This is a genomic window from Arthrobacter sp. BF1, from assembly GCF_056680215.1.
In genome coordinates, this window is sequence record NZ_CM155271.1 from 3,187,336 (window position 1) to 3,205,507 (window position 18,172).

Below are 18,172 nucleotides of genomic sequence, written 5' to 3' on the forward strand. Positions count from 1 at the left end.
GTGTTCCTTTTGTTCGTTCCGGGGTGGCTAGGGGGTGAGGACGCGGGTGGTGCTTGCTTTGGTGCGGGGCTGGTTCGGGGTGGTGGTGCTGTAGTCCGCTGTCTTAAAGTGCGACGGCGCGAACGGGCTGACGCGGACAACGTCGCCGATCACAATCACGGCAGGATTGGCGACGCCGGTGGCTTCTGCCTGGTCGGCGATGGAACCGAGCGTGCCGATGGTCACGCGCTGACTCGGCAAATAGCCGTTTTCCACAATACCTACTGGCGTGTCCAAAGGCAGGCCGGCTTTGCCCAGAGCGGACGCCGATTCGCGCAGTTGGCCCACTCCCATGAGCAACACCACAGTGTGGTCCGGGCGGGCAGGAACCTCGGAGAGCTCCTCGTGGCCGGTGACAACGCTGAAGCCCTTTGCCAGGCCGCGGTGGGTGACCGGGATGCCGGCGGCGGCGGGAACGGAGATTGCGGAGGTGACGCCGGAGACCACTTCAACCTCGACGCCGTGCTGCCGGCAGTACTCGGCTTCCTCGCCGCCGCGGCCCAGGACGTACGGGTCGCCGCCTTTGAGCCTGACCACGCGGTGGCCCTGCTGAGCCTCGGACACGAGGATGCGGTTGATCTCGGCCTGCGGCACGGGGTGATGGCCGGGGGTCTTGCCGACCTCGATGACGCGGACGTCCGGGGCCAGTTCATTGAGCAGCTCGCGCGGGCCGAGGCGGTCGGCAACCACGACGTCGGCCTGGCCCAGGAGCCGCCGGCCACGGACGGTGATGAGGCCGGTGTCGCCGGGCCCGCCGCCCACCAGCGCCACGGAGCCGCGATGGGACCGCTGGCGGCGCAGCGGGAGGTCGCCGGTCTCCAACGCGGTGGCGACGGCGTCGCGCAAGGCCATGGCGCGGCGCGGGTCTCCCCCGGCGTTCACGGCGATCTGTACGTCATCAACGATGGCGACGGCGGGAGTCCAGGCGGCTGAGGCTTCATGGTCTGAGGCGTTGACGCACCAGATGCGCTGCGCCTCGGCGTCGGCCGACACCTGGGTGTCCACAGCGGAATCGCCGGTTGCCGTCTGAACGAACCAGACGCCGTCGACGTCTTCAGAGCGGTAAGGGCGCGGCTCCCAGGTGAGGATGCCGGCGTCGGCCATTTCCTGGAGCGCGGCGGAGACAACGGGAGCCACGACGGTAACCTGAGCACCGGCGTCGAGCAATCCCTTGGCGCGGCGGGCAGCCACCGGGCCGCCGCCCACCACCAACACCGGGCGGCCGAGCAGCCGCAGCGCGGTGGGGTAAATATCCTGAATTGCCATGAATCTACGGTAGGGCCGCGTCACACTGCCCAACAACGGCTCGGAAACACCCGTTCACTTAAGGTAACGCCGCGTCACATTGAACCAACCGGCAAACAGCTAGCGGGTGGCCCCTGGTGGCCCCTGCGAAAGTGCCTGGTTAAGCAGCGCGTTGGCCGACCACCGCATCGACGCGACGGCGGCGTCCCTGCTCAGGCCCCCGATGTCCGTCAGCCACACCAGCGACTCGATGCCTATGGTGCTGCGGATCGCGAGAACGAGCTGATGGACCTCCTGCTCGGTGAGCCTCTCCTGAAGAGGGGCAAGCGCCTCCGTGATCCAGCCAATAGCCCGGCCCTGACGCAGCGGCAGATTCTGCCCCTCGGCCGGTTCCAGGGAAAGCCGCAACATGGTCCGCTGCTGCGCCTCGGTTGCGATGATCATGCTGGTGAACTCAACCACCACGGCATCCAACCGCTCAGCCACATCTTCCGGCGGATTATCCGGCAACATGGACGTCCGTGCGGTCTCAGGGTGGGCGGCCGCGAGCAATTCTCTTTGGCCCGGAAAGTACCGGTAGGCCGTGCTCCTGGCTACTCCCGCCGCGAGGGCGGCGTCGTCAACCGTGGGCGTGGCACCTGCGGCCACGATGTCCCGCGCTGCCGCTACCAGCGCTTCCAGCGTGCGCCGCTTCTGCCCTGTTCTTCCGACATCCACATAGGGTCTTGACATGGCTCTTATGGTACCCGAGTCTTGCTATGGGACATCAGTCCCATAAGTCACCCAGCGAGCACTGAGGCAAACAAAATGGAAACCAGAAACTCAGCATCAGCATTAGTGCGCCAGCCAGGCGAAGGAGCCAGGCGCTGGTTTTTCGGCGGCGGGGTGCACACCTGGAAGGCCACAGAGCAGGAAACCGGCGGCGCCTTTCTTCTCTTCGAAGACGAGATGTCCCTCAACAAAGTCACTCCCCTGCACACTCATCCGGAGTCCGAGGAAACGTTGTACGTCCTGACCGGGGAGATCCTGTTCAACATGGACGGGACCGAGCATCGCCTCGCCGCAGGCGGAGTAGCCGTGGCCCCACGCGGCGTCCCGCACGCCTTCAAAGTCCTGCAGGAGGGAACCCGAATCTTGTGCCTGCAGACGCCCGGAGTAGCCCAGGCTTTCTACGATGGCGCGAGCGAGCCGCTCGACGCTGCCCCTGACGGTCTTGACATCGGGGGCAGCCGGCAGGTGGACTTCGGCAGGATTAGAGAATCGGGCCGTCTGAACGGCGGCATTGAGATCATTGGCCCGCCGTTCCCGGAAGACTAAGGCTGAGGGACCGCCAGGAACTTGCCGCGGTCCAGGATGAGCCGCTCCAGGTACCTGTGCAGGACCAGCTTTTCGACGAGGCGGCCCACAGGACCGAACGGCGCGGTGAACTCCACGCGGTCCGTCATGATGCTGCCTGTCTCCGTGGCTTCGAATTCGTGGACGTGGCGGAACGACTTGAACGGGCCTTTGACCTGCTCGTCCCGGAAGGTGTGCGGGAAGTCCAGTTCCGTGATGCGGCTGGTCATCTTCAGCGGGACACCGAAGTGCCGGGCCCGCCAGGTCACCTCCTCGCCTTCACCAATCAGGCCAGACGTAACCCCGCCAACGGCACGCTCGCTGGCGCCGCTTTGGGACTCAGTGTGTGCATCCACGCTGCGGGCGAGATCGAACAGTCGCTCCCTCGGAAGCTCGGACGCGGTGCGGCACACGAAGCTGACGGTCATGGCGCAAGTCTGCCAGACTCCGTGCCGCACTCGCCGCCGTCGTGGGGCACATTGACGGGGCTCGAGCCCCAAAACGGCCGAATCAGCGGCGTGTCCGTGTCGAAGTGCCCCGGTTTGGCCGCTGGCGCAGGTGCAGCAAAGCCCGACGGCGCCACTCGCCGTCGGGCTCTGAAGGTTTCGTTGGGAGCCGGGGCAGCTTAGCGGGTACTGCCGGCGAGGAGGCCGCGGCTGCGGAGAAGGCGCTTCTCAATCGGCCCGAACACCAGCAGTTCGATCAGGATGCCGACGGCCAGTATGAGCAGGATGGCTGCCATCACGATGGCCATGTCGGACAGGTCCCGGCCCTGGTCCAGCAGCGAGCCCAGGCCGAAGCCGATGGTGCCGCCCACCGCAATGATTTCCGCGGCCATGAGGGAGCGCCACGAGAACGCCCAGCCCTGCTTCAGGCCGCTGAGGTACCCCGGAAGTGCCGCGGGCAGGATGATCTGGATGGCCATCTGGAGCCGGTTCGCGCCCAGGACCGTTCCCACGCGGCGGTACTGCGGCGGGATCTGGTCCACGCCGGAGATGAGCCCGTTGATGATGGACGGGATGGCGCCCATGAACACCACAAAGTAGACGGTGGCGTCCGTGAGGCCAAACCAGATGATGGCGGCGGGAACCCAGGCGACGGACGGCAGCACCTGCAGCCCTGAAATCAGGGGTCCGAAGGCACGGCGCAGCGGGGCGACCTGTGCCAGCAGCAGCCCTACCGGAGTAGCAATCGCCACCGAAATCAGGAAGCCGACAATTCCGCGCTGCAACGACGTCCATACCGCTTCCTGCAGCTTGGCCTCGCCCCAGAGGACGCCAATCTGACCCAGCACGTCAAGCGGTCCGGGCACCAGGTCGCGGCGTTTGAAGCCGAGCGATACATAGAACTGCCAGGCCAGGACCAGGACAACCAGGGCGGCGACGGGCAGGAGCACCCGGCTCCAGTCGATCCGGTGTTTACGCAGGGAGTCGGACTGGAGGGAGTCCAGCCCGGCTTCGAGCTCGCGCAGATCCTCGTGCCCGGTGGAGGTTCGGGTGAGGGCGGCGTGCACCTTGTGGGTTTCGGGTTCGGTGATCGAGCTTGCGGAAAGCGGGGTCTCGGCGAGGCGGGTGGACTTACTTGGCATGGCGGCGGATCTCCTCACGGAGCCGGGCGGTGATGACCCCGGTCAGCTGTCCGGCGAGGCCGGCGTCGGTTCGGTGTTCCTCGGTGACGGCCCATTCCTGGACCACCCGGCCGGGGCGCGACGAGAGCAGCAGCACGCGCTGGCCCAGCCGTACGGCCTCGCGGACGTTGTGCGTGACAAAAACGATGGTGCGCCCGGTTTCCTTCCAGATGCGTTCCAGCTCGTCGTGGAGGAGGTCGCGGGTGATGGCGTCGAGGGCGGCGAACGGTTCGTCCATCAGCAGGAGTTGCCGGTCCTGCGACAGCGCGCGGGCCAGTGCCACACGCTGGCGCATGCCGCCGGAGAGTTCGTGCGGGCGCTTGTCCCCGGCCTCGCCGAGGTGCACCAGTTCGAGGAGTTCATCGGCCTTGACGCGGCGTTCGGCTTTCCCCACACCGCGCAGTTTGAGGGCAAGTTCGATGTTTTCCCGCGCCGTCAGCCACGGGAAGAGGGCTGCATCCTGGAACATAAAGGCAGCGCCGTCGCTGGGTACTTCCAAGGCGCCCGACGTCGGGGCCTCCAGTCCCGCCATGATGTTCAGGAGGGTGGATTTGCCGCAGCCGGACGCACCGAGGAGGGCGACGAACTCACCCGATCCGATGGTGGCGTTGACATCCTCCAGCACCGGGGCGCCGTCGCCGAAGCGCTTGCCCAACTGTTCCAGTACGACTGGCATGGTCCCGTCCTTCGTTTGGTGGTGGTGCGGTGGCCGAAAGAGGTCAGTCCTGGCCGAGGCCAGCGGCGGAGATCCGCTGGCCGGCAGTGCCGGTAACTTCGTTCAGGGCGCGGAGGTCGAACAGGCCGGTAATGTCGGCCTGCTTGGTGGTGCCTGCGTCCGCCCCGTCCTTGAGCAGCTTGGGGTAGGTTGCGGCGAGCGGGTCCACTGTGAAAATGACGTTTTGCAGGGAACGTTCCAGGACGTCGGCAGGCAGCGCCGCCCCGGCCGATTCCTGCAGTGCGGAGTTGATGACATCCGCTTTCTCAGCGGCGGGTGCGTTGTTCAGCCAGGCCACGGATTCGGCGTGTCCGCGCAGCAACGCCTTGACCGTGTCCGGGTGTTCGGCGGCGAACTTTTTGTTCACGATCAGGATGGTGGTGGGGAATTCCCCGGCCTTGCCGGAGAGCGAACCGTCCCACAGCTCTTTTTCGTCTACCAGGACCTTCGCTCCGGCTTGAAGCACCAAACGCGAGGTCCACGGCTCAGGCAACCACGCGCCGTCGATCTTTCCATCCTGGAACAGCTTCAGGGTCTGCGCATTGTCCGTGGGGTTGATGGCGACGTCGCCACTGCCGTCAACATTGGTTTTGTAACCCTGCGAAGACAGCCACGCGCGCAGCGCCACGTCCTGCGTGCCGCCCAGCTGGGGCGAGGCCAGGGTCTTTCCGCGGAGGTCCGCGGCAGAGGTAATTTCCGGTTTGACCACCAACTGCGCGCCACCTGCTGCGGCGCCGGCGATGACGCTGACGGACTCCCCGCGGCTCTTGACGAACGAGTTGATGGCCGGGTTCGGCCCGATGTAGGCGGCGTCAATGGCCCCGGCGTTCAGGGCCTCGATCGCGGCAGGCCCGGCGTTGAACGTTTCGGTGCTGAGCTTGGTGCTGCCCAGGTTCCGGGCAAGGATCCCCTTCTTCACACCAACCAGCGCGGGAGCGTGGGTCAGGTTTCCGAAGTAGCCCAGCTTCAGCTCTTCAGCCGGTGTGGGCGCCGGCGTCGCGGCCTCTGCGGACGCGTCCCGGGAGATGTTGGACGCCACCACGGCACCCAACGCGATCAGCAAAACGAGCCCGATGGCCAGGGCAGCTTCGATGGCACGCTTGCGCTGGGGTACAGCACTTTCGCCTGCCACGATGCGGGTCATCCCGGGCTTGGAACTTGTCATTGTTTCACCATAGGGAGTGACATAAACCCATTCAATGAAGCAGAAACGGGGGGTCACGGGGGTTCACGCAGCGTCACATTCGCGAAAGACGGGGCGGCGCAGTCATGGCACCTAGACGCGGCCGGGCTCAGTCCTGCATGCGCTCCAGCCGGTACGTCAGCTTCGCTTCACGTTTGGGGTCATCGCCCAGGGACTTGGTGCGCGCAATGTAGTCCACGCCCCAGGTCTTCAGCAGGAAGTCGTCGGCAATCCTGACGTGGCCAGCGGGGAATTTATAGTCCATCCGCTTGGCCACGCCGGACCAATCGGCTGCGCCGAAGAGCGACTCCGCGTCGGCCACTGTGCGCACGCCGTTGGCGGCCAGCAGGTCCCCCAGCCAGTCGTACAGGCGGGCCTGGCTCCTGGGATGTTCGGGCAGCAGCCGCGCGAGCATGTCCTGGAGGATGTCCCCGGTGAGTTCCGTGGCGGCGGGGTTCGCGGCAAACTCGGCAGTGCTTTCGGCCTGGCGGCGCTTGACGATGTCGTTGATAGCCGAGAACTGGGCGTCCGCAAGTTCGATCAGGGTTGACGCCATGGTGAAGGCGCGGTCCACCTCAGCGTTGGCCTCGGCGAGGCCCTTGTAGCGGATGTCATGCTCGAAGGCGGCCCAGGCATGCTGCAGCACGGTCCTGATCTGCACTTCGAAACGCTGACCGACAAAAGCCTGGCAGCCCACCGGTGTGTTTTCTGCCGGGACTTCGAGGGTGAGGTGCCTGCCGGCGTAGCCGATGTGTCCGTTCCGCCGCTGGGAGCTGGTCTTGTCATCGTCCTCGCGGCAATTGAACTGACCCTTCAGTGCTGTGGCAACGTCCGCGATGTCCGGCTCGAGGAACATGATGACCCGGACTCCGATGAGGTCGTCGAGCTGTTCGAGGCCGCGTTCATACTTGAATCGCCCGTCCGCCGTCTGCCGGTCCAGCTTTCCCTTGACCGAGGCGGGGTCCTTCACTCGCGCCTGCACGGTGTGATGGTTCAGGCCATCGTCCCGGAGCCTGGACCGGATGGCGTTCCCGATCGCATCCGAGGCCTCGTTAAGGCGCGGCAGCAGTGCCTCGTATTGCGCCAGGGAATTGGCTACGAGTGACTCATGATCTTCCAACCGATCCCCCTCGGATTCCCGCGCAGCCTGTACCCTGCAGAGTATCCAAGGCAGCAGGATTCGGCCACTGTCCTGGCGCTAGGTCAATCGCCCTTGACGTTGATGAGCTGCCGCAGTTTGTGACGCACCCTGACCAGGTCCGCAGCATCGTGCATTACCTGGTCGATCGGTTTGTAGGCCGCCGGAATCTCGTCGATGAACGCCTCGGTGGTCCGGAATTCGATCCCCTGCATGGCCGTCTTCAGCTCAGCGAGCGTGAACATCTTGCGCGCGGCCGTCCTGGAGTATTCACGGCCAGCGCCGTGCGGGGAGGAATTGAGTGCCACCGGGTTGCCCAGGCCTTCCACAACGTACGACGCCGTCCCCATGGATCCGGGAATCAGTCCGGGATCGCCGTGCTCGGCTTTGATGGCTCCCTTGCGCGAGACCCACACCGATTTCCCGTAGTGGGTCTCCTGCCGGGTGAAGTTGTGGTGGCAGTTGATCCGTTCACGCTCCGTGACGGGGCCGCCCACCCAGTGGCTGAACTGCGTGATGACGCGGTCCATCATTTCCTCGCGGTTCAGCAACGCGAAACGCTGGGCCCACCGCAACTCCTTGATGTACCGGTCAAACTCCGACGTGCCTTCCTCCAAGTGCGCGAGGTCCGGGTCCGGCAGCCGGGTGGCACGCTTCCGGTTTACCTGCTGTGCGACGCCGATGTGATGCTGTGCGATCTTGTTGCCGACGCCGCGGGAACCGGAGTGCAGGAATAGCCAGACGGCCTCGGATTCGTCGGCGGAGACCTCAATGAAGTGGTTCCCGGATCCCAAGGAGCCCAGCTGCAGCTCCCACTTTTCGACGTACTGCGCAGGGTTGAAGCCGGCTTTGGCCGCGAGCTTCCTGAGCTCGGCAAGGCGAGGTTCGGCGGTGGCCTTGACCGTCCGGTTGTTGTGGCCGGCGGACAGCGGGATGGCCCGTTCGATGTCCTCGCGCAGCCGTTTCCGGTCCGCGGGAAGGTCCTGCACCGAGTACTGGGTCCGGACCGCGATCATGCCGCAGCCGATGTCCACGCCCACCGCTGCCGGAATGATGGCGTGCAGGGTGGGAATGACCGAGCCCACGGTGGCGCCCTTGCCCAGATGCGCGTCCGGCATCAGGGCAAGGTGCGGGTAGATGAACGGCAGCGTGGATGTGGCGATGGCCTGCGCGCGGGTCTTCTCATCCAGGATCGAGGCCCAGTTGATGAGCTTGCTGTTGATGGTTTCCACGGGTCTGCCCTCCCACCTTGATGATGGTGGGAGGGCAGGCGGGAGGCAAGGGGGCCCGGCGAAGCCCACAGACGGCTCTGCCCCGCATAACCGGTGCGGGGCAGCAACGGTCATGCGGGGCAGGGCAGCTCAAGCCAAGCTCAGCTCAAGCAGAGACTCAGATGGAGTAGCGCTCGTCCTCGTGGTCGCCCGGGTGGTCCTTGACCAGGCCCGCGGCCAGCGTGTTGCCGTCCTGCGGGTCGATCACCAGGAACGCGCCGGTGCGGCGGTGGTGCAGGTAGTTCTCGAGCGGCAGTGGCGCGGCCAGCCGGAGCTGTGCGTGGCCGATGTCGTTGAGATCCAGGCTGGATGCGCCTTCGAGCTTGAAGGTGGCGAGGTCGAGTTTGCCGCTGACACTGCGGACCAACGCCTGGACGGTGCGGGTGCCGTGCTTGACCAGCACCTTGGCACCCTCCCGGAGCGGCTTCGGCGAGAGCCAGCAGAGTGCTGCGTACAGGTCGGCGGAGGATTCGCGGACAGTGCCGGCCGCGGCGATGGTGTCACCACGGGCTACGTCGAACTCGTCCGCCAGCCGGATTGCCACGGACTGCGGGGCGAAGGCTTCCTGCAGGGACTCCCCGGCGAAATCGATGCCAACCACCGTCGTCGTGCGCGGATCCTGGCCGGGAGTCAGCACGGAAACCTTGTCCCCCACCTTCACGGAACCCTCGGTGATCTGGCCGGCATACGCGCGGTAGTCACGGAACGCCTCGACGTCCAGGCCGGCGGCCACGGCGTCGGGAGCCAGCGCGCCCTGCGGCCGGATGACCAGCTGCACCGGGAAGCGGAAGCTCTCCAGCTGGGTGTCGATCTCATCGGCGGCCGGCAGGGTCTCGAGGACCTCCAGCAGGGCCGGGCCGTCGTACCAGGGGGTGCGCTCGGACCTGTCCACCACGTTGTCGCCGTCGAGGGCGGACACCGGAATCACCAGCAGGTCATCGATGTGGTCAGCGGTGCCCAGCTCGGCGGAGCCGATGCCCAGTTCCCGCGCAACCTTCTGCACGTCCGCCTGGATCTCGCGGAAAACGGCCTCGCTGAAGTCCACCAGGTCGATCTTGTTCACGGCCACAATTACGTGCGCCACACGCAGTAGCTGCAGCACGGAAAGGTGCCGGCGGGTCTGCTCAAGGACACCCTTGCGGGCGTCAATGAGTACGACGACGGCATCCGCAGTGGACGCGCCGGTCACCGTGTTCTTGGTGTACTGAACGTGCCCGGGGCAGTCGGCAAGGATGAAGCTGCGCTGGTCTGTGGCGAAGTACCGGTAGGCCACGTCGATGGTGATGCCCTGCTCGCGCTCGGCGCGCAGGCCGTCGGTCAGGAGGGCGAGGTCAATGCCGCCCTTCTCACCGCCAAAGCCGCGGTCGGAGGAGGTACGGGCAACGGCGTCGAGCGTGTCAGCAAGAATCGCCTTGGAATCGTGCAAGAGGCGGCCCACCAAGGTGGACTTCCCGTCGTCGACCGATCCGGCGGTGGCGAAGCGGAAGAGAGTGGTGGGCAGGGCTGTTTCCAGCTCGGCCAGGGGCAAAGTTTCGGTGCTCATTAGAAGTACCCATCCTTCTTGCGGTCTTCCATGGCTGCCTCGGAGATGCGGTCATCTGCACGGGTGGCGCCACGTTCGGTGATGGTGGAGGCGGCAACTTCGATCACAACGTCGCTCACGGTGGCTGCGTCCGATTCAACGGCGCCGGTGCAGGACATGTCCCCCACAGTGCGGTAGCGGACCGTCTTGATGATGACTTCCTCGTGCGGCAGCGGCTGCGAGACCTCGCCGACTGCCCGCCACATGCCGTCGCGGGCAAACACCTCGCGGTCGTGGGCGTAGTACAGGCCGGGCAGTTCGATGTTTTCGCGTTCGATGTAGCGCCAAATGTCCAGCTCGGTCCAGTTGCTGATGGGGAACGCGCGGACGTGCTGGCCCACGGTGTGGCGGCCGTTGTAGAGGTTCCACAGTTCGGGGCGCTGGTTGCGCGGGTCCCACTGGCCGAACTCGTCGCGGAGGCTCAGGATGCGCTCCTTGGCGCGCGCCTTGTCCTCGTCACGGCGGCCGCCGCCGAAGACGGCGTCGAACTTGTTCTGCTGGATGGCGTCCAGCAGCGGAACGGTCTGCAGCGGGTTGCGGGTGCCGTCGGCACGCTCGGCCAGTTCGCCGCGGTCAATGAATTCCTGGACGCTTCCGACGACGAGCTTCAGTCCCAGCCGCTCCACTGTCCGGTCTCGGAAGTCGATGACCTCGGGGAAGTTGTGCCCGGTGTCCACGTGCAGGACGGGGAACGGAACCTTGCCCGGCCAGAACGCCTTGGTGGCCAGGTGCAGCATCACCACGGAGTCTTTGCCGCCGGAGAACAGCAGCGCGGGCTTTTCGAACTCGGCCACCACTTCGCGGATGATGTGGATCGCTTCGGACTCAAGAGCGTCCAAGCTGGAGAGGCGCGTGGAGACGGCAGCTTCAGTCACCTGGGTGGTCTCCTCAGTTAGGAAAGTGCTCATACGTGTAGCCCGCATTCTGTCTTGTCGGAACCTGCCCAGCGGCCGGCGCGGGGGTCATCGCCGGGCGCCACCTTGCGGGTGCAGGGCTGGCAGCCAATGGAGGGATACCCCTGGGAAAGCAGCGGGTTGACGGGCAGGAGGTTGTCGTCGGAGTACTGCACCAGCTGGTCGAACGTCCAGGCAGCGACGGGGTTGACCTTGACCAGGCCGTTGGCCTCGTCCCAGGTCACCAGCGGGGTGTTGGTGCGGGTGGGAGCTTCGTCGCGGCGGACGCCGGTGAACCAGAGTTCGTAGCCGGCCAGGGTGCGGCGCAGCGGGGCCACTTTGCGGAGGGCGCAGCACTGGGCGGCGTCGCGGGCAAACAGGTCCTTGCCCAGGAGCCGGTCCTGCTGTTCCACGGTGTTCTCCGGCAGCACGTCCACCACGTTGACGCGCAGGTTCGCGGCCACCTCATCCCGCGTGGCGTACGTTTCCGCGAAGTGGTAGCCGGTTTCCAGGAACAGGACGTCGACGCCGGGCATCTGGTCTGCGACCAGTGCCGGGAGGACTGCGTCGGCCATGGAGCACGCGACGGCGACCGCGGGCAGGTCGAAGTTGCGCTCCACCCAGGCGATCACGTCACGGGCCGGGGCGTCCCAGCCGAGCTCGGCGGCACCGGCTTCGGCGAGGGCCTTGAGTTCATCGTGCGAGCGGAGTGCAGGAACAGGCGCGGCGTGTTTGGCAGGCGATGCCGTCCCCGCCCCTTCGCCGCGCGGCTGATCTTCGATCAGCTCAGCGCGCGGCTCCGACAGCGTGACCGGACTTCCCACTCCCTGGGCGGCATCGCCTGCCACTGGGTCTACCTCGAGTGCGTGCTTACTCACTGGAGTGCCCCCTCGTCTGCTGCGTGGGCCCATTCGGCGAAGGTCTGGCCTTCGGCGCGCTGGGCCACGAAGGTGCGCACCACGCGCTCCACGTAGTCCGGCAGGTCCTCGACGTACACCTTGAGGCCGCGGACGGTGCGTCCCAGCCCTGCTTCCTCGCGGTCGGAGGAAGCCAGCCCGCCGCCCAGGTGGACCTGGAATCCCGGGGAGGGATCGCCGTCGGGCGTTGGCAGCATCATGCCCTTCAGGCCGATGTCCGCGGTCTGGATGCGGGCGCAGGAGTTGGGGCAGCCGTTGATGTGGAGGGACAGTGCATGCGGCAGTTCGCCGGAAGTGGCGAGGTCTGCCAGGCGGCGTTCCAGGTCGGCGACGGCGGTGGCGGCGGTGACCTTCGTTTCCACGATGGCCAGCTTGCAGTATTCGATGCCGGTGCAGGCGATGGTGCCGCGGCGGAACACGGACGGGCGGGCGGAGAGGCCCAGGGCGTCCAGCTCGGACACCAGCGGTTCAACCTGGTCCTTGGCGACGTCCAGGACCACGAGCTTCTGGTGCGGGGTGGTGCGCAGGCGGTAGGAACCCGCGGCCTCGAGGGTGTCCGCCAGCTTGACCAGCTGGGCGCCGGAGAGCCGACCGGCCAGCGGGGTGGCGCCGATGAAGAACTTGCCGTCCTTCTGCTCGTGCACGCCGATGTGGTCGCCCGGAGTGGTGGGCTTGGGCGCGGCCGGTCCGTCGGCCAGCTTGTAGCCGAGATACTCGTCCTCGAGGATCTGGCGGAACTTCGCCGGGCCCCAGTCGGCCAGCAGGAACTTCAGGCGGGCCTTGGTGCGCATGCGGCGGTAACCGTAGTCGCGGAAGATGCTGGTGACGCCGAGCCACACGTCGGCTGCTTCCTCCGGCCGGACGAAGGCGCCGAGGCGCTTGGCCAGCATCGGGTTGGTCGAGAGCGCACCGCCCACCCAGAGGTCATAGCCGACGCCCAGCTCGGGGTGGACCATGCCCACCAGGCCGAAGTCGTTGATCTCGTGCACCACGTCCTGGCTGGGGTGGCCGGTGATGGCGGTCTTGTATTTGCGCGGCAGGTTGGACAGCAGCGGGTTGCCGATGAACCGCTCCCCCAGCTCGGCGATGAGCGGTGTGGGGTCGATGATCTCGTCCTTGGCGATACCGGCCACCGGCGAGCCCAGGATGACGCGGGGCACGTCGCCGCACGCCTCGGTGGTGGACAGGCCAACCCCTTCGAGGCGGTTCCAGATCTCGGGGATGTCCTCTACCCGGATCCAGTGCAGCTGGATGTTCTGGCGGTCGGTGAGGTCGGCGGAATCCCGCGCGAAGTCCACGGAAATCTGGCCGATGACGCGCAGCTGCTCGGTGGTGAGTGCGCCGCCGTCGATCCTGACGCGCAGCATGAAGTACTTGTCTTCGAGCTCGTGCGGCTCAAGTGTTGCGGTCTTGCCGCCGTCGATCCCGGGCTTGCGCTGCGTGTACAGGCCCCACCAACGGAACCGGCCGTGCAGGTCCTGGCTGGGGATGGCATCGAAGCCGTCCTTGGAGTAGATGGTTTCGATACGCTCGCGGACGTTGAGGCCGTCGTCTTCCTGTTTCCAGGTTTCGTTGGCGTTCAGCGGGGTTTTGCCGTCCACTTTCCACTGCCCGTGCGGCTTTGCGGCGGGGCGGTTGGTGCGTGCGGGGCGCTTGGCGGCTGCGGGGTCCGCGGACGCTCCGGCTAGAGCTGTATCAGTCATGCATCGACTGTAGGTTGCTCACAATTGCGTCACAAAGGGTCGGGAAACCCTGAGTCACCTAGGGAAACATTTCGTCACGAATCGCCGTAGGGCCTTGAAGAAGCAGGCCTCCTGTGATTCACCGAGCGCCTTTTTGTCGGGGATTCCGGGCGCCTACTGACCGCGTGCGACGGCGGCGTCGAACCGGTCGAGGGCAATCTCGGCGAGCACGGCGGAGGGCAACAGTGGTTCCGTCACGAGGTCGGCGCCCGCCTTGGCCAGCTGGTCGTGGAAGAAGCCCGGCGCGAGGAGGTAGGAGGCAATCACCACGCGGCCGCGGAGGTCAACGGCTCCCGCAGACTCCCCCGCCCCGGCACCCCCTGCTGCTTCCTCGCGAAGCATGGCGACGGCGTCGGGCACTGACGGCTTGGCTGAGGCACCGTAGGCGGGCTCAATCCGGTTCCGCCGCAGCTCCCGGAGCTGGTCCGCGAGCTCTTCCACGCTGACCGCGGCGTTGGGGTTCGAGGACCCTGCGGCGGCGAGGACAATTGAGTCGCGGTCCGTGACGCCGGCCTCGCGGAGGCGCTGGTCCAGCAGGGCGGCGAGCCTCGGATCGGGGCCCAGCGGCGCCGCGGCAACAGTCCCCGGCCGGCTCTTCACCGCCCGCGCGATATCCACCTTGACGTGGTAGCCCACACTCAGCAGCAAGGGGACCACGACGGCCCCGGCGTCTTCGGGCAGGCCGGCCACTACGTCCACGAGGTCCGGCTGCTGGACGTCCACGTAGGCTTCCCGCACGTCCATGCCCGGTCGCAGGGCAGCGATTGCGGCGCGCAGGGCGTTGACCTCCGCGGCTCCTTGCGGGCTCGACGTCCCGTGGGCACAGGCGACCATGATGGGTTTGTTCATAGCCGCTAGCGTAACGTTGGAGCCGCACTGTCCGCCCATTTTGAATCAGCCGGGACGCCCATGACATTCGCCTTTGACACCGCTCCCGTGTGGCTGGACCTTGTGGGCGTGTTCTTCTTCGCAGTGTCCGGCTCGCTCCTGGCGGCGCGGAAGAACATCGACATCGTGGGGTCACTGCTCCTGGCTTCGCTGGTGGGCCTGGGCGGCGGAATCATCCGCGACCTCATCCTCGACGCCGGTCCGCCCGCGGCATTCAGCAACCCGGCATACTTGTTTCCGCCGGTGCTGGCCACCATTCTGGTGTACTCCCTTTACACGAGCGTGGAGCGTTTCACGTCCCTGCTGACCCTGTTCGACGCCGGCGGTCTGGCCCTGTTCTGCATGACCGGCACTGTCAAGGCCCTCGATGCCGGCATGAATCCGGTGGCTGCGGCGCTGCTGGGTGTGATGACCGCGGTGGGCGGCGGCCTGTTGCGCGATGTCACGGCCAACGAAGTTCCCGAGCTCTTCAACCCCAAGGACATCTACGCCTTGCCGGCGTTTCTGGGGGCGGGGCTGACTGCCGCGCTGTGGGTTGCCGGCGCCTTTAACGTCCTCACTGCTGCGGCCATTGCCGCCGTGGTGTTCACGTTCCGGGTCCTGGCGTGGCGGCGTTCCTGGCAGGCCCCGCTGGCGGTTCACGGCTGGCACCGGCGTGAGGAAGGCGGGGCTGGTTCCGGGGACGGTTCCGGGGCTGGTGGCGGGGACGGTTCCGGGGCTGGTGGCGGCGGCAATAAGGGCCCCCGCGATTAGCTAGGATTGGGACCATGACTGACATGTTCCTCGAGAAGTTCCGTGCGCTTGTTCCGAAGTATCTCGAGGACGAATGGCAGGAAGAGGACGGCCTGTCCGGGGACGAACTGGACGCCGCCCTCGCCGAACACCAGTTCCAGGTTCCGCTGGTCCTTCGCGAGTTCTACCAGGCCGTTGGCGGCTGCGAGGACCTCATGGAGGCCTACCACTACTTCTGGGACCCCGAAGAGCTGGAAGTTGATGACGAAGGCTTCCTGATGTTCCTCGAAGACGAAGAGGAACAATTCACCTGGGGCTTCCGCGTGGGCGATCTCAGCGTCCCGGACCCCATCGTGTACCGCCGGAACAACGCCCGCGCCCAGTGGAAGAGCGAGGAAGGCACCTTCTCCGAGTTCGTCTTCGACATGTTCGAGTGGGCTTTCAACGACGAAGAGGACTGATTCGTTGGGCCGCCGCGGCCTAAACGGGGCACTTCGACACGCACACGCCGTGCACTATCCCTGTTCTGCGGCCTAGTTGTATTGACCACGGACGTTAGGAACACCGGCGTGGTTAGGTGACAAAAAGAAGACCTCCGAGTGGAGTTGGGCTTGTCGAGAGTCCAGTTCACAAGGAGGTCTTCAATGTCCCATGCTAACGCGATCCTCACGCCCAAGGGCAGGCTCCGGCTGGCCAGATGCATCGTTGATGACGGATGGCCGCTGCGCCGGGCAGCTGAACGGTTCCAGGTCTCGGTCACGACCGCGTCGCGGTGGACCAGCCGCTACCGCGACCATGGTGAGGCCGGCATGCAGGATGCCTCGAGCCGGCCCCGAACCTCGCCGCGGAAGACCTGCCCACGGCGGGAACGGCGGATCATCGCGATCAGAGTCAACCGCCGGTGGGGCCCGGCGCGGATCGGTTACCTGCTGGGGATCCACCCGTCCACGGTGCACCGGGTCCTGTCCCGGTACGGGCTGGCCAGGCTGTCCTGGCTGGACCGTGCCACAGGCCGGGTGATCCGCCGCTACGAGCACGAGGGCCCCGGGGACATGGTCCACGTGGACATCAAGAAGCTCGGGCGGATCCCGGACGGAGGCGGTCACCGGAGCCTGGGCAGGGCCGCTGGCAGGCGGAACAAGACCGGCACGGCGGCGAACCGCAGACCCGGCTACGCTTTCCTGCACAACGCCGTCGATGACCACTCCCGGCTCGCTTATACCGAGATCCTGGCCGATGAAAAGAAGGAAACCGCGGCCGGATTCTGGGAACGCGCCAACGCCTACTTCCAGTCCTGCGGCGTCACTGTCAAACGGGTGTTGACGGACAACGGCTCCTGCTACCGCTCCTACGCGTTCAAGGACGCCTTGGGCCCGGACATCAAACACAAACGGACCCGCCCCTACCGTCCTCAGACCAACGGCAAAGTCGAGCGCTACAACCGCACCATGCTGGACGAGTGGGCGTACGCCAAACCCTACACATCAGAATCAGAGCGTGTTGCCGCTTTCACCGATTGGCTCCATCACTACAATCACCACCGAGGCCACACTTCACTCAAAGGTCAGCCACCAGCCAGCCGCGTCACCAACCTCTCAGGTCAATACACCTAGTTCGTCCATAGTGCCCCGCGACGGCGGTGAAAAGCACGACGGCGGCACTCACCTGTTGCCAAAAGCTCCCCGCCGGCACAGCTCCAGCACCGCCAACACCTCTGCCATCATCCGCTCAGGGTGATGGACGACGTCGTCATAGCCAAATCTCAGGCCAAGCCGGCCACCAATGATGGTGGCATTGTTGCGCTTTCGATCCTTCTTCACTTGCCGGGGCTCCAGATGCGTGCCGCCGTCGGTTTCCACCACGAGGCACTCCTCAATCACGAAATCCACCTCGCCCACCCCCGGAAGCTCCACATGCCTGCGCACATGTAGCCCCGCCCGCCGAAAGTGGTAGTTGGCCAGCACCTCAAGCAGGGAGTCCGCCCTCGGGACCACGTTGTCGAGGACGTCCCTGGCGCGGGCATTGCGGTTTCCGGGGAGCTTACGCCGCAGGAAGTTCACCGTCACGTCTCCCCGCTGGGTTGCGGACTGAAGCATCACCAGCGACTCAACTTCAGGCAAGCAGCGCATTGCATGAATCAGGACATCAGCCAGGCCCGCCACCGGCAGCCATGGGTGGCGCGGGTGGGGGCATCGTCCATGGGCCAATGTCCCGGCCGGCGCCCTCTTATGCCCCGGACTCAGGTGCACAGAAGTTGAGTCGTTCAGCGTCCAGAGCCTGTACGTAGGGGCGGCCGACAGGCAGGTGAGCAGAGCGTTGTACTGCAGTGCCAGGCCCAAGGCGCCGGCCTCTCTGGGCAGGCCGTAGACGCCTCGCCGAATCCGCACAATCCGCCCGGCAGCCACGGCTTTGTTGAGCGAGTTTCGCGAGAATCCCGCCCCGCGGAGCGTCGAAGTCCGGGCCACGCCGGCCCGCATGCCAAGGAATTTCTCAATTGTCATGGTTCGACCGTGCCAGCGGACTTCAGCGAACGGCAGGTCCATGCTGAGCCATGTGGACAACTCGGCCATCCCGGGGCACTTTGGCACGGACGCGCCGGCCTCCAGGACCGGACGGCGCATCTCGCGCCGCAACGTGCCCCGCGAGAGCCCCAACAACCTGTGACACGCACCTAACACCAGGCTTGCGTTATGTGACAAACCTGTCATAGACTGTTCACGGATCCGCTAAACGCCTCCGGCGGGTCTGATGCGAACGGAGATATAGCCCCGGTTCGACGCAGCGTGTGACTCGTAACGTTGCTGAGAACCGGGGCTATTGCACTTAAGCCCGTGGCCCGCTGCCAATCCACCCAAACAAAAGCGG

General features: G+C 66.0%; 19 protein-coding genes. 5 read left to right on the forward strand and 14 right to left on the reverse strand.

Going from position 1 to position 18,172, the window contains the following annotated elements:
- Positions 1-27: 27 nt before the first annotated feature.
- Together cobA and AC1MCD_RS14965 are read right to left on the reverse strand one after the other, a co-directional pair.
- Entirely contained in the window at positions 28-1,305 is a 1,278-nt protein-coding gene (gene cobA / locus AC1MCD_RS14960) for a uroporphyrinogen-III C-methyltransferase (RefSeq protein WP_498673041.1), read from the reverse strand.
- A 99-nt stretch (positions 1,306-1,404) separates the two neighbouring features.
- Positions 1,405-2,016: a TetR/AcrR family transcriptional regulator gene (locus AC1MCD_RS14965; RefSeq protein WP_498673042.1), complete on the reverse strand. Its 612-nt coding sequence runs from the start codon at positions 2,014-2,016 to the stop codon at positions 1,405-1,407.
- A gap of 75 nt (positions 2,017-2,091) precedes the next feature.
- Here AC1MCD_RS14965 and AC1MCD_RS14970 point away from each other — a divergent pair, with 75 nt between their 5' ends.
- On the forward strand, positions 2,092-2,601 hold the full coding sequence (locus AC1MCD_RS14970; RefSeq protein ID WP_498673043.1) for a cupin domain-containing protein: 510 nt from the start codon (positions 2,092-2,094) through the stop codon (positions 2,599-2,601).
- Here the strand turns inward: AC1MCD_RS14970 and AC1MCD_RS14975 are convergent.
- From AC1MCD_RS14975 to AC1MCD_RS15025, 11 genes are all read right to left on the reverse strand, one after another.
- A complete protein-coding gene (locus AC1MCD_RS14975; RefSeq protein WP_498673044.1) occupies positions 2,598-3,047 on the reverse strand; it encodes an SRPBCC family protein in 450 nt (149 codons plus the stop codon). The genes AC1MCD_RS14970 and AC1MCD_RS14975 overlap by 4 nt on opposite strands.
- A gap of 197 nt (positions 3,048-3,244) precedes the next feature.
- A complete protein-coding gene (locus tag AC1MCD_RS14980) occupies positions 3,245-4,207 on the reverse strand; it encodes an ABC transporter permease (protein ID WP_498673045.1) in 963 nt (320 codons plus the stop codon).
- Complete coding sequence (locus AC1MCD_RS14985; RefSeq protein WP_498673046.1) at positions 4,197-4,922, reverse strand: ABC transporter ATP-binding protein; 726 nt, start codon at positions 4,920-4,922, stop codon at positions 4,197-4,199. Before AC1MCD_RS14985 ends, AC1MCD_RS14980 begins: the two co-directional genes overlap by 11 nt.
- A gap of 43 nt (positions 4,923-4,965) precedes the next feature.
- The gene (locus AC1MCD_RS14990; protein WP_498678366.1) at positions 4,966-6,105 is read right to left on the reverse strand and encodes an ABC transporter substrate-binding protein; all 1,140 of its coding nucleotides are present in this window, start codon (positions 6,103-6,105) and stop codon (positions 4,966-4,968) included.
- A 148-nt stretch (positions 6,106-6,253) separates the two neighbouring features.
- Positions 6,254-7,264: a GTP pyrophosphokinase gene (locus AC1MCD_RS14995; RefSeq protein ID WP_498673047.1), complete on the reverse strand. Its 1,011-nt coding sequence runs from the start codon at positions 7,262-7,264 to the stop codon at positions 6,254-6,256.
- 83 nt (positions 7,265-7,347) lie between these two features.
- Entirely contained in the window at positions 7,348-8,514 is a 1,167-nt protein-coding gene (locus AC1MCD_RS15000; RefSeq protein WP_498673048.1) for an RtcB family protein, read from the reverse strand.
- A 157-nt stretch (positions 8,515-8,671) separates the two neighbouring features.
- Entirely contained in the window at positions 8,672-10,096 is a 1,425-nt protein-coding gene (locus AC1MCD_RS15005; RefSeq protein ID WP_498673049.1) for a sulfate adenylyltransferase subunit 1, read from the reverse strand.
- Entirely contained in the window at positions 10,096-11,043 is a 948-nt protein-coding gene (cysD, locus tag AC1MCD_RS15010) for a sulfate adenylyltransferase subunit CysD (protein ID WP_498673050.1), read from the reverse strand. Before cysD ends, AC1MCD_RS15005 begins: the two co-directional genes overlap by 1 nt.
- Positions 11,040-11,813: a phosphoadenylyl-sulfate reductase gene (locus AC1MCD_RS15015; RefSeq protein WP_498678368.1), complete on the reverse strand. Its 774-nt coding sequence runs from the start codon at positions 11,811-11,813 to the stop codon at positions 11,040-11,042. Before AC1MCD_RS15015 ends, cysD begins: the two co-directional genes overlap by 4 nt.
- Positions 11,814-11,902: 89 nt before the next feature.
- A complete protein-coding gene (locus AC1MCD_RS15020) occupies positions 11,903-13,648 on the reverse strand; it encodes a nitrite/sulfite reductase (protein ID WP_498673051.1) in 1,746 nt (581 codons plus the stop codon).
- Positions 13,649-13,801: 153 nt separating this feature from the next.
- Positions 13,802-14,536 (reverse strand): sirohydrochlorin chelatase, encoded by a 735-nt coding sequence (locus AC1MCD_RS15025; protein ID WP_498673052.1) that lies wholly within the window; start codon positions 14,534-14,536, stop codon positions 13,802-13,804.
- A gap of 60 nt (positions 14,537-14,596) precedes the next feature.
- On the opposite strand from AC1MCD_RS15025, the gene AC1MCD_RS15030 reads away from it, so the two are divergent.
- The 3 genes from AC1MCD_RS15030 to AC1MCD_RS15040 all read left to right on the forward strand — a co-directional run bounded on the left by AC1MCD_RS15030 (position 14,597) and on the right by AC1MCD_RS15040 (position 16,920).
- On the forward strand, positions 14,597-15,328 hold the full coding sequence (locus AC1MCD_RS15030) for a trimeric intracellular cation channel family protein (RefSeq protein WP_498673053.1): 732 nt from the start codon (positions 14,597-14,599) through the stop codon (positions 15,326-15,328).
- Positions 15,329-15,342: 14 nt separating this feature from the next.
- Entirely contained in the window at positions 15,343-15,768 is a 426-nt protein-coding gene (locus AC1MCD_RS15035) for a hypothetical protein (protein ID WP_498673054.1), read from the forward strand.
- A 183-nt stretch (positions 15,769-15,951) separates the two neighbouring features.
- Positions 15,952-16,920: an IS481 family transposase gene (locus AC1MCD_RS15040; RefSeq protein WP_498673055.1), complete on the forward strand. Its 969-nt coding sequence runs from the start codon at positions 15,952-15,954 to the stop codon at positions 16,918-16,920.
- A 48-nt stretch (positions 16,921-16,968) separates the two neighbouring features.
- On the opposite strand, the gene AC1MCD_RS15045 is transcribed toward AC1MCD_RS15040, so the two are convergent.
- Positions 16,969-17,808 carry a type IV toxin-antitoxin system AbiEi family antitoxin domain-containing protein gene (locus tag AC1MCD_RS15045; RefSeq protein ID WP_498673056.1) on the reverse strand — a complete coding sequence of 280 codons (840 nt, stop codon included), beginning with the start codon at positions 17,806-17,808 and terminating at the stop codon, positions 16,969-16,971.
- Positions 17,809-17,848: 40 nt separating this feature from the next.
- On the opposite strand from AC1MCD_RS15045, the gene AC1MCD_RS15050 reads away from it, so the two are divergent.
- A complete protein-coding gene (locus tag AC1MCD_RS15050; RefSeq protein ID WP_498673057.1) occupies positions 17,849-17,971 on the forward strand; it encodes a hypothetical protein in 123 nt (40 codons plus the stop codon).
- Positions 17,972-18,172: the final 201 nt, after the last annotated feature.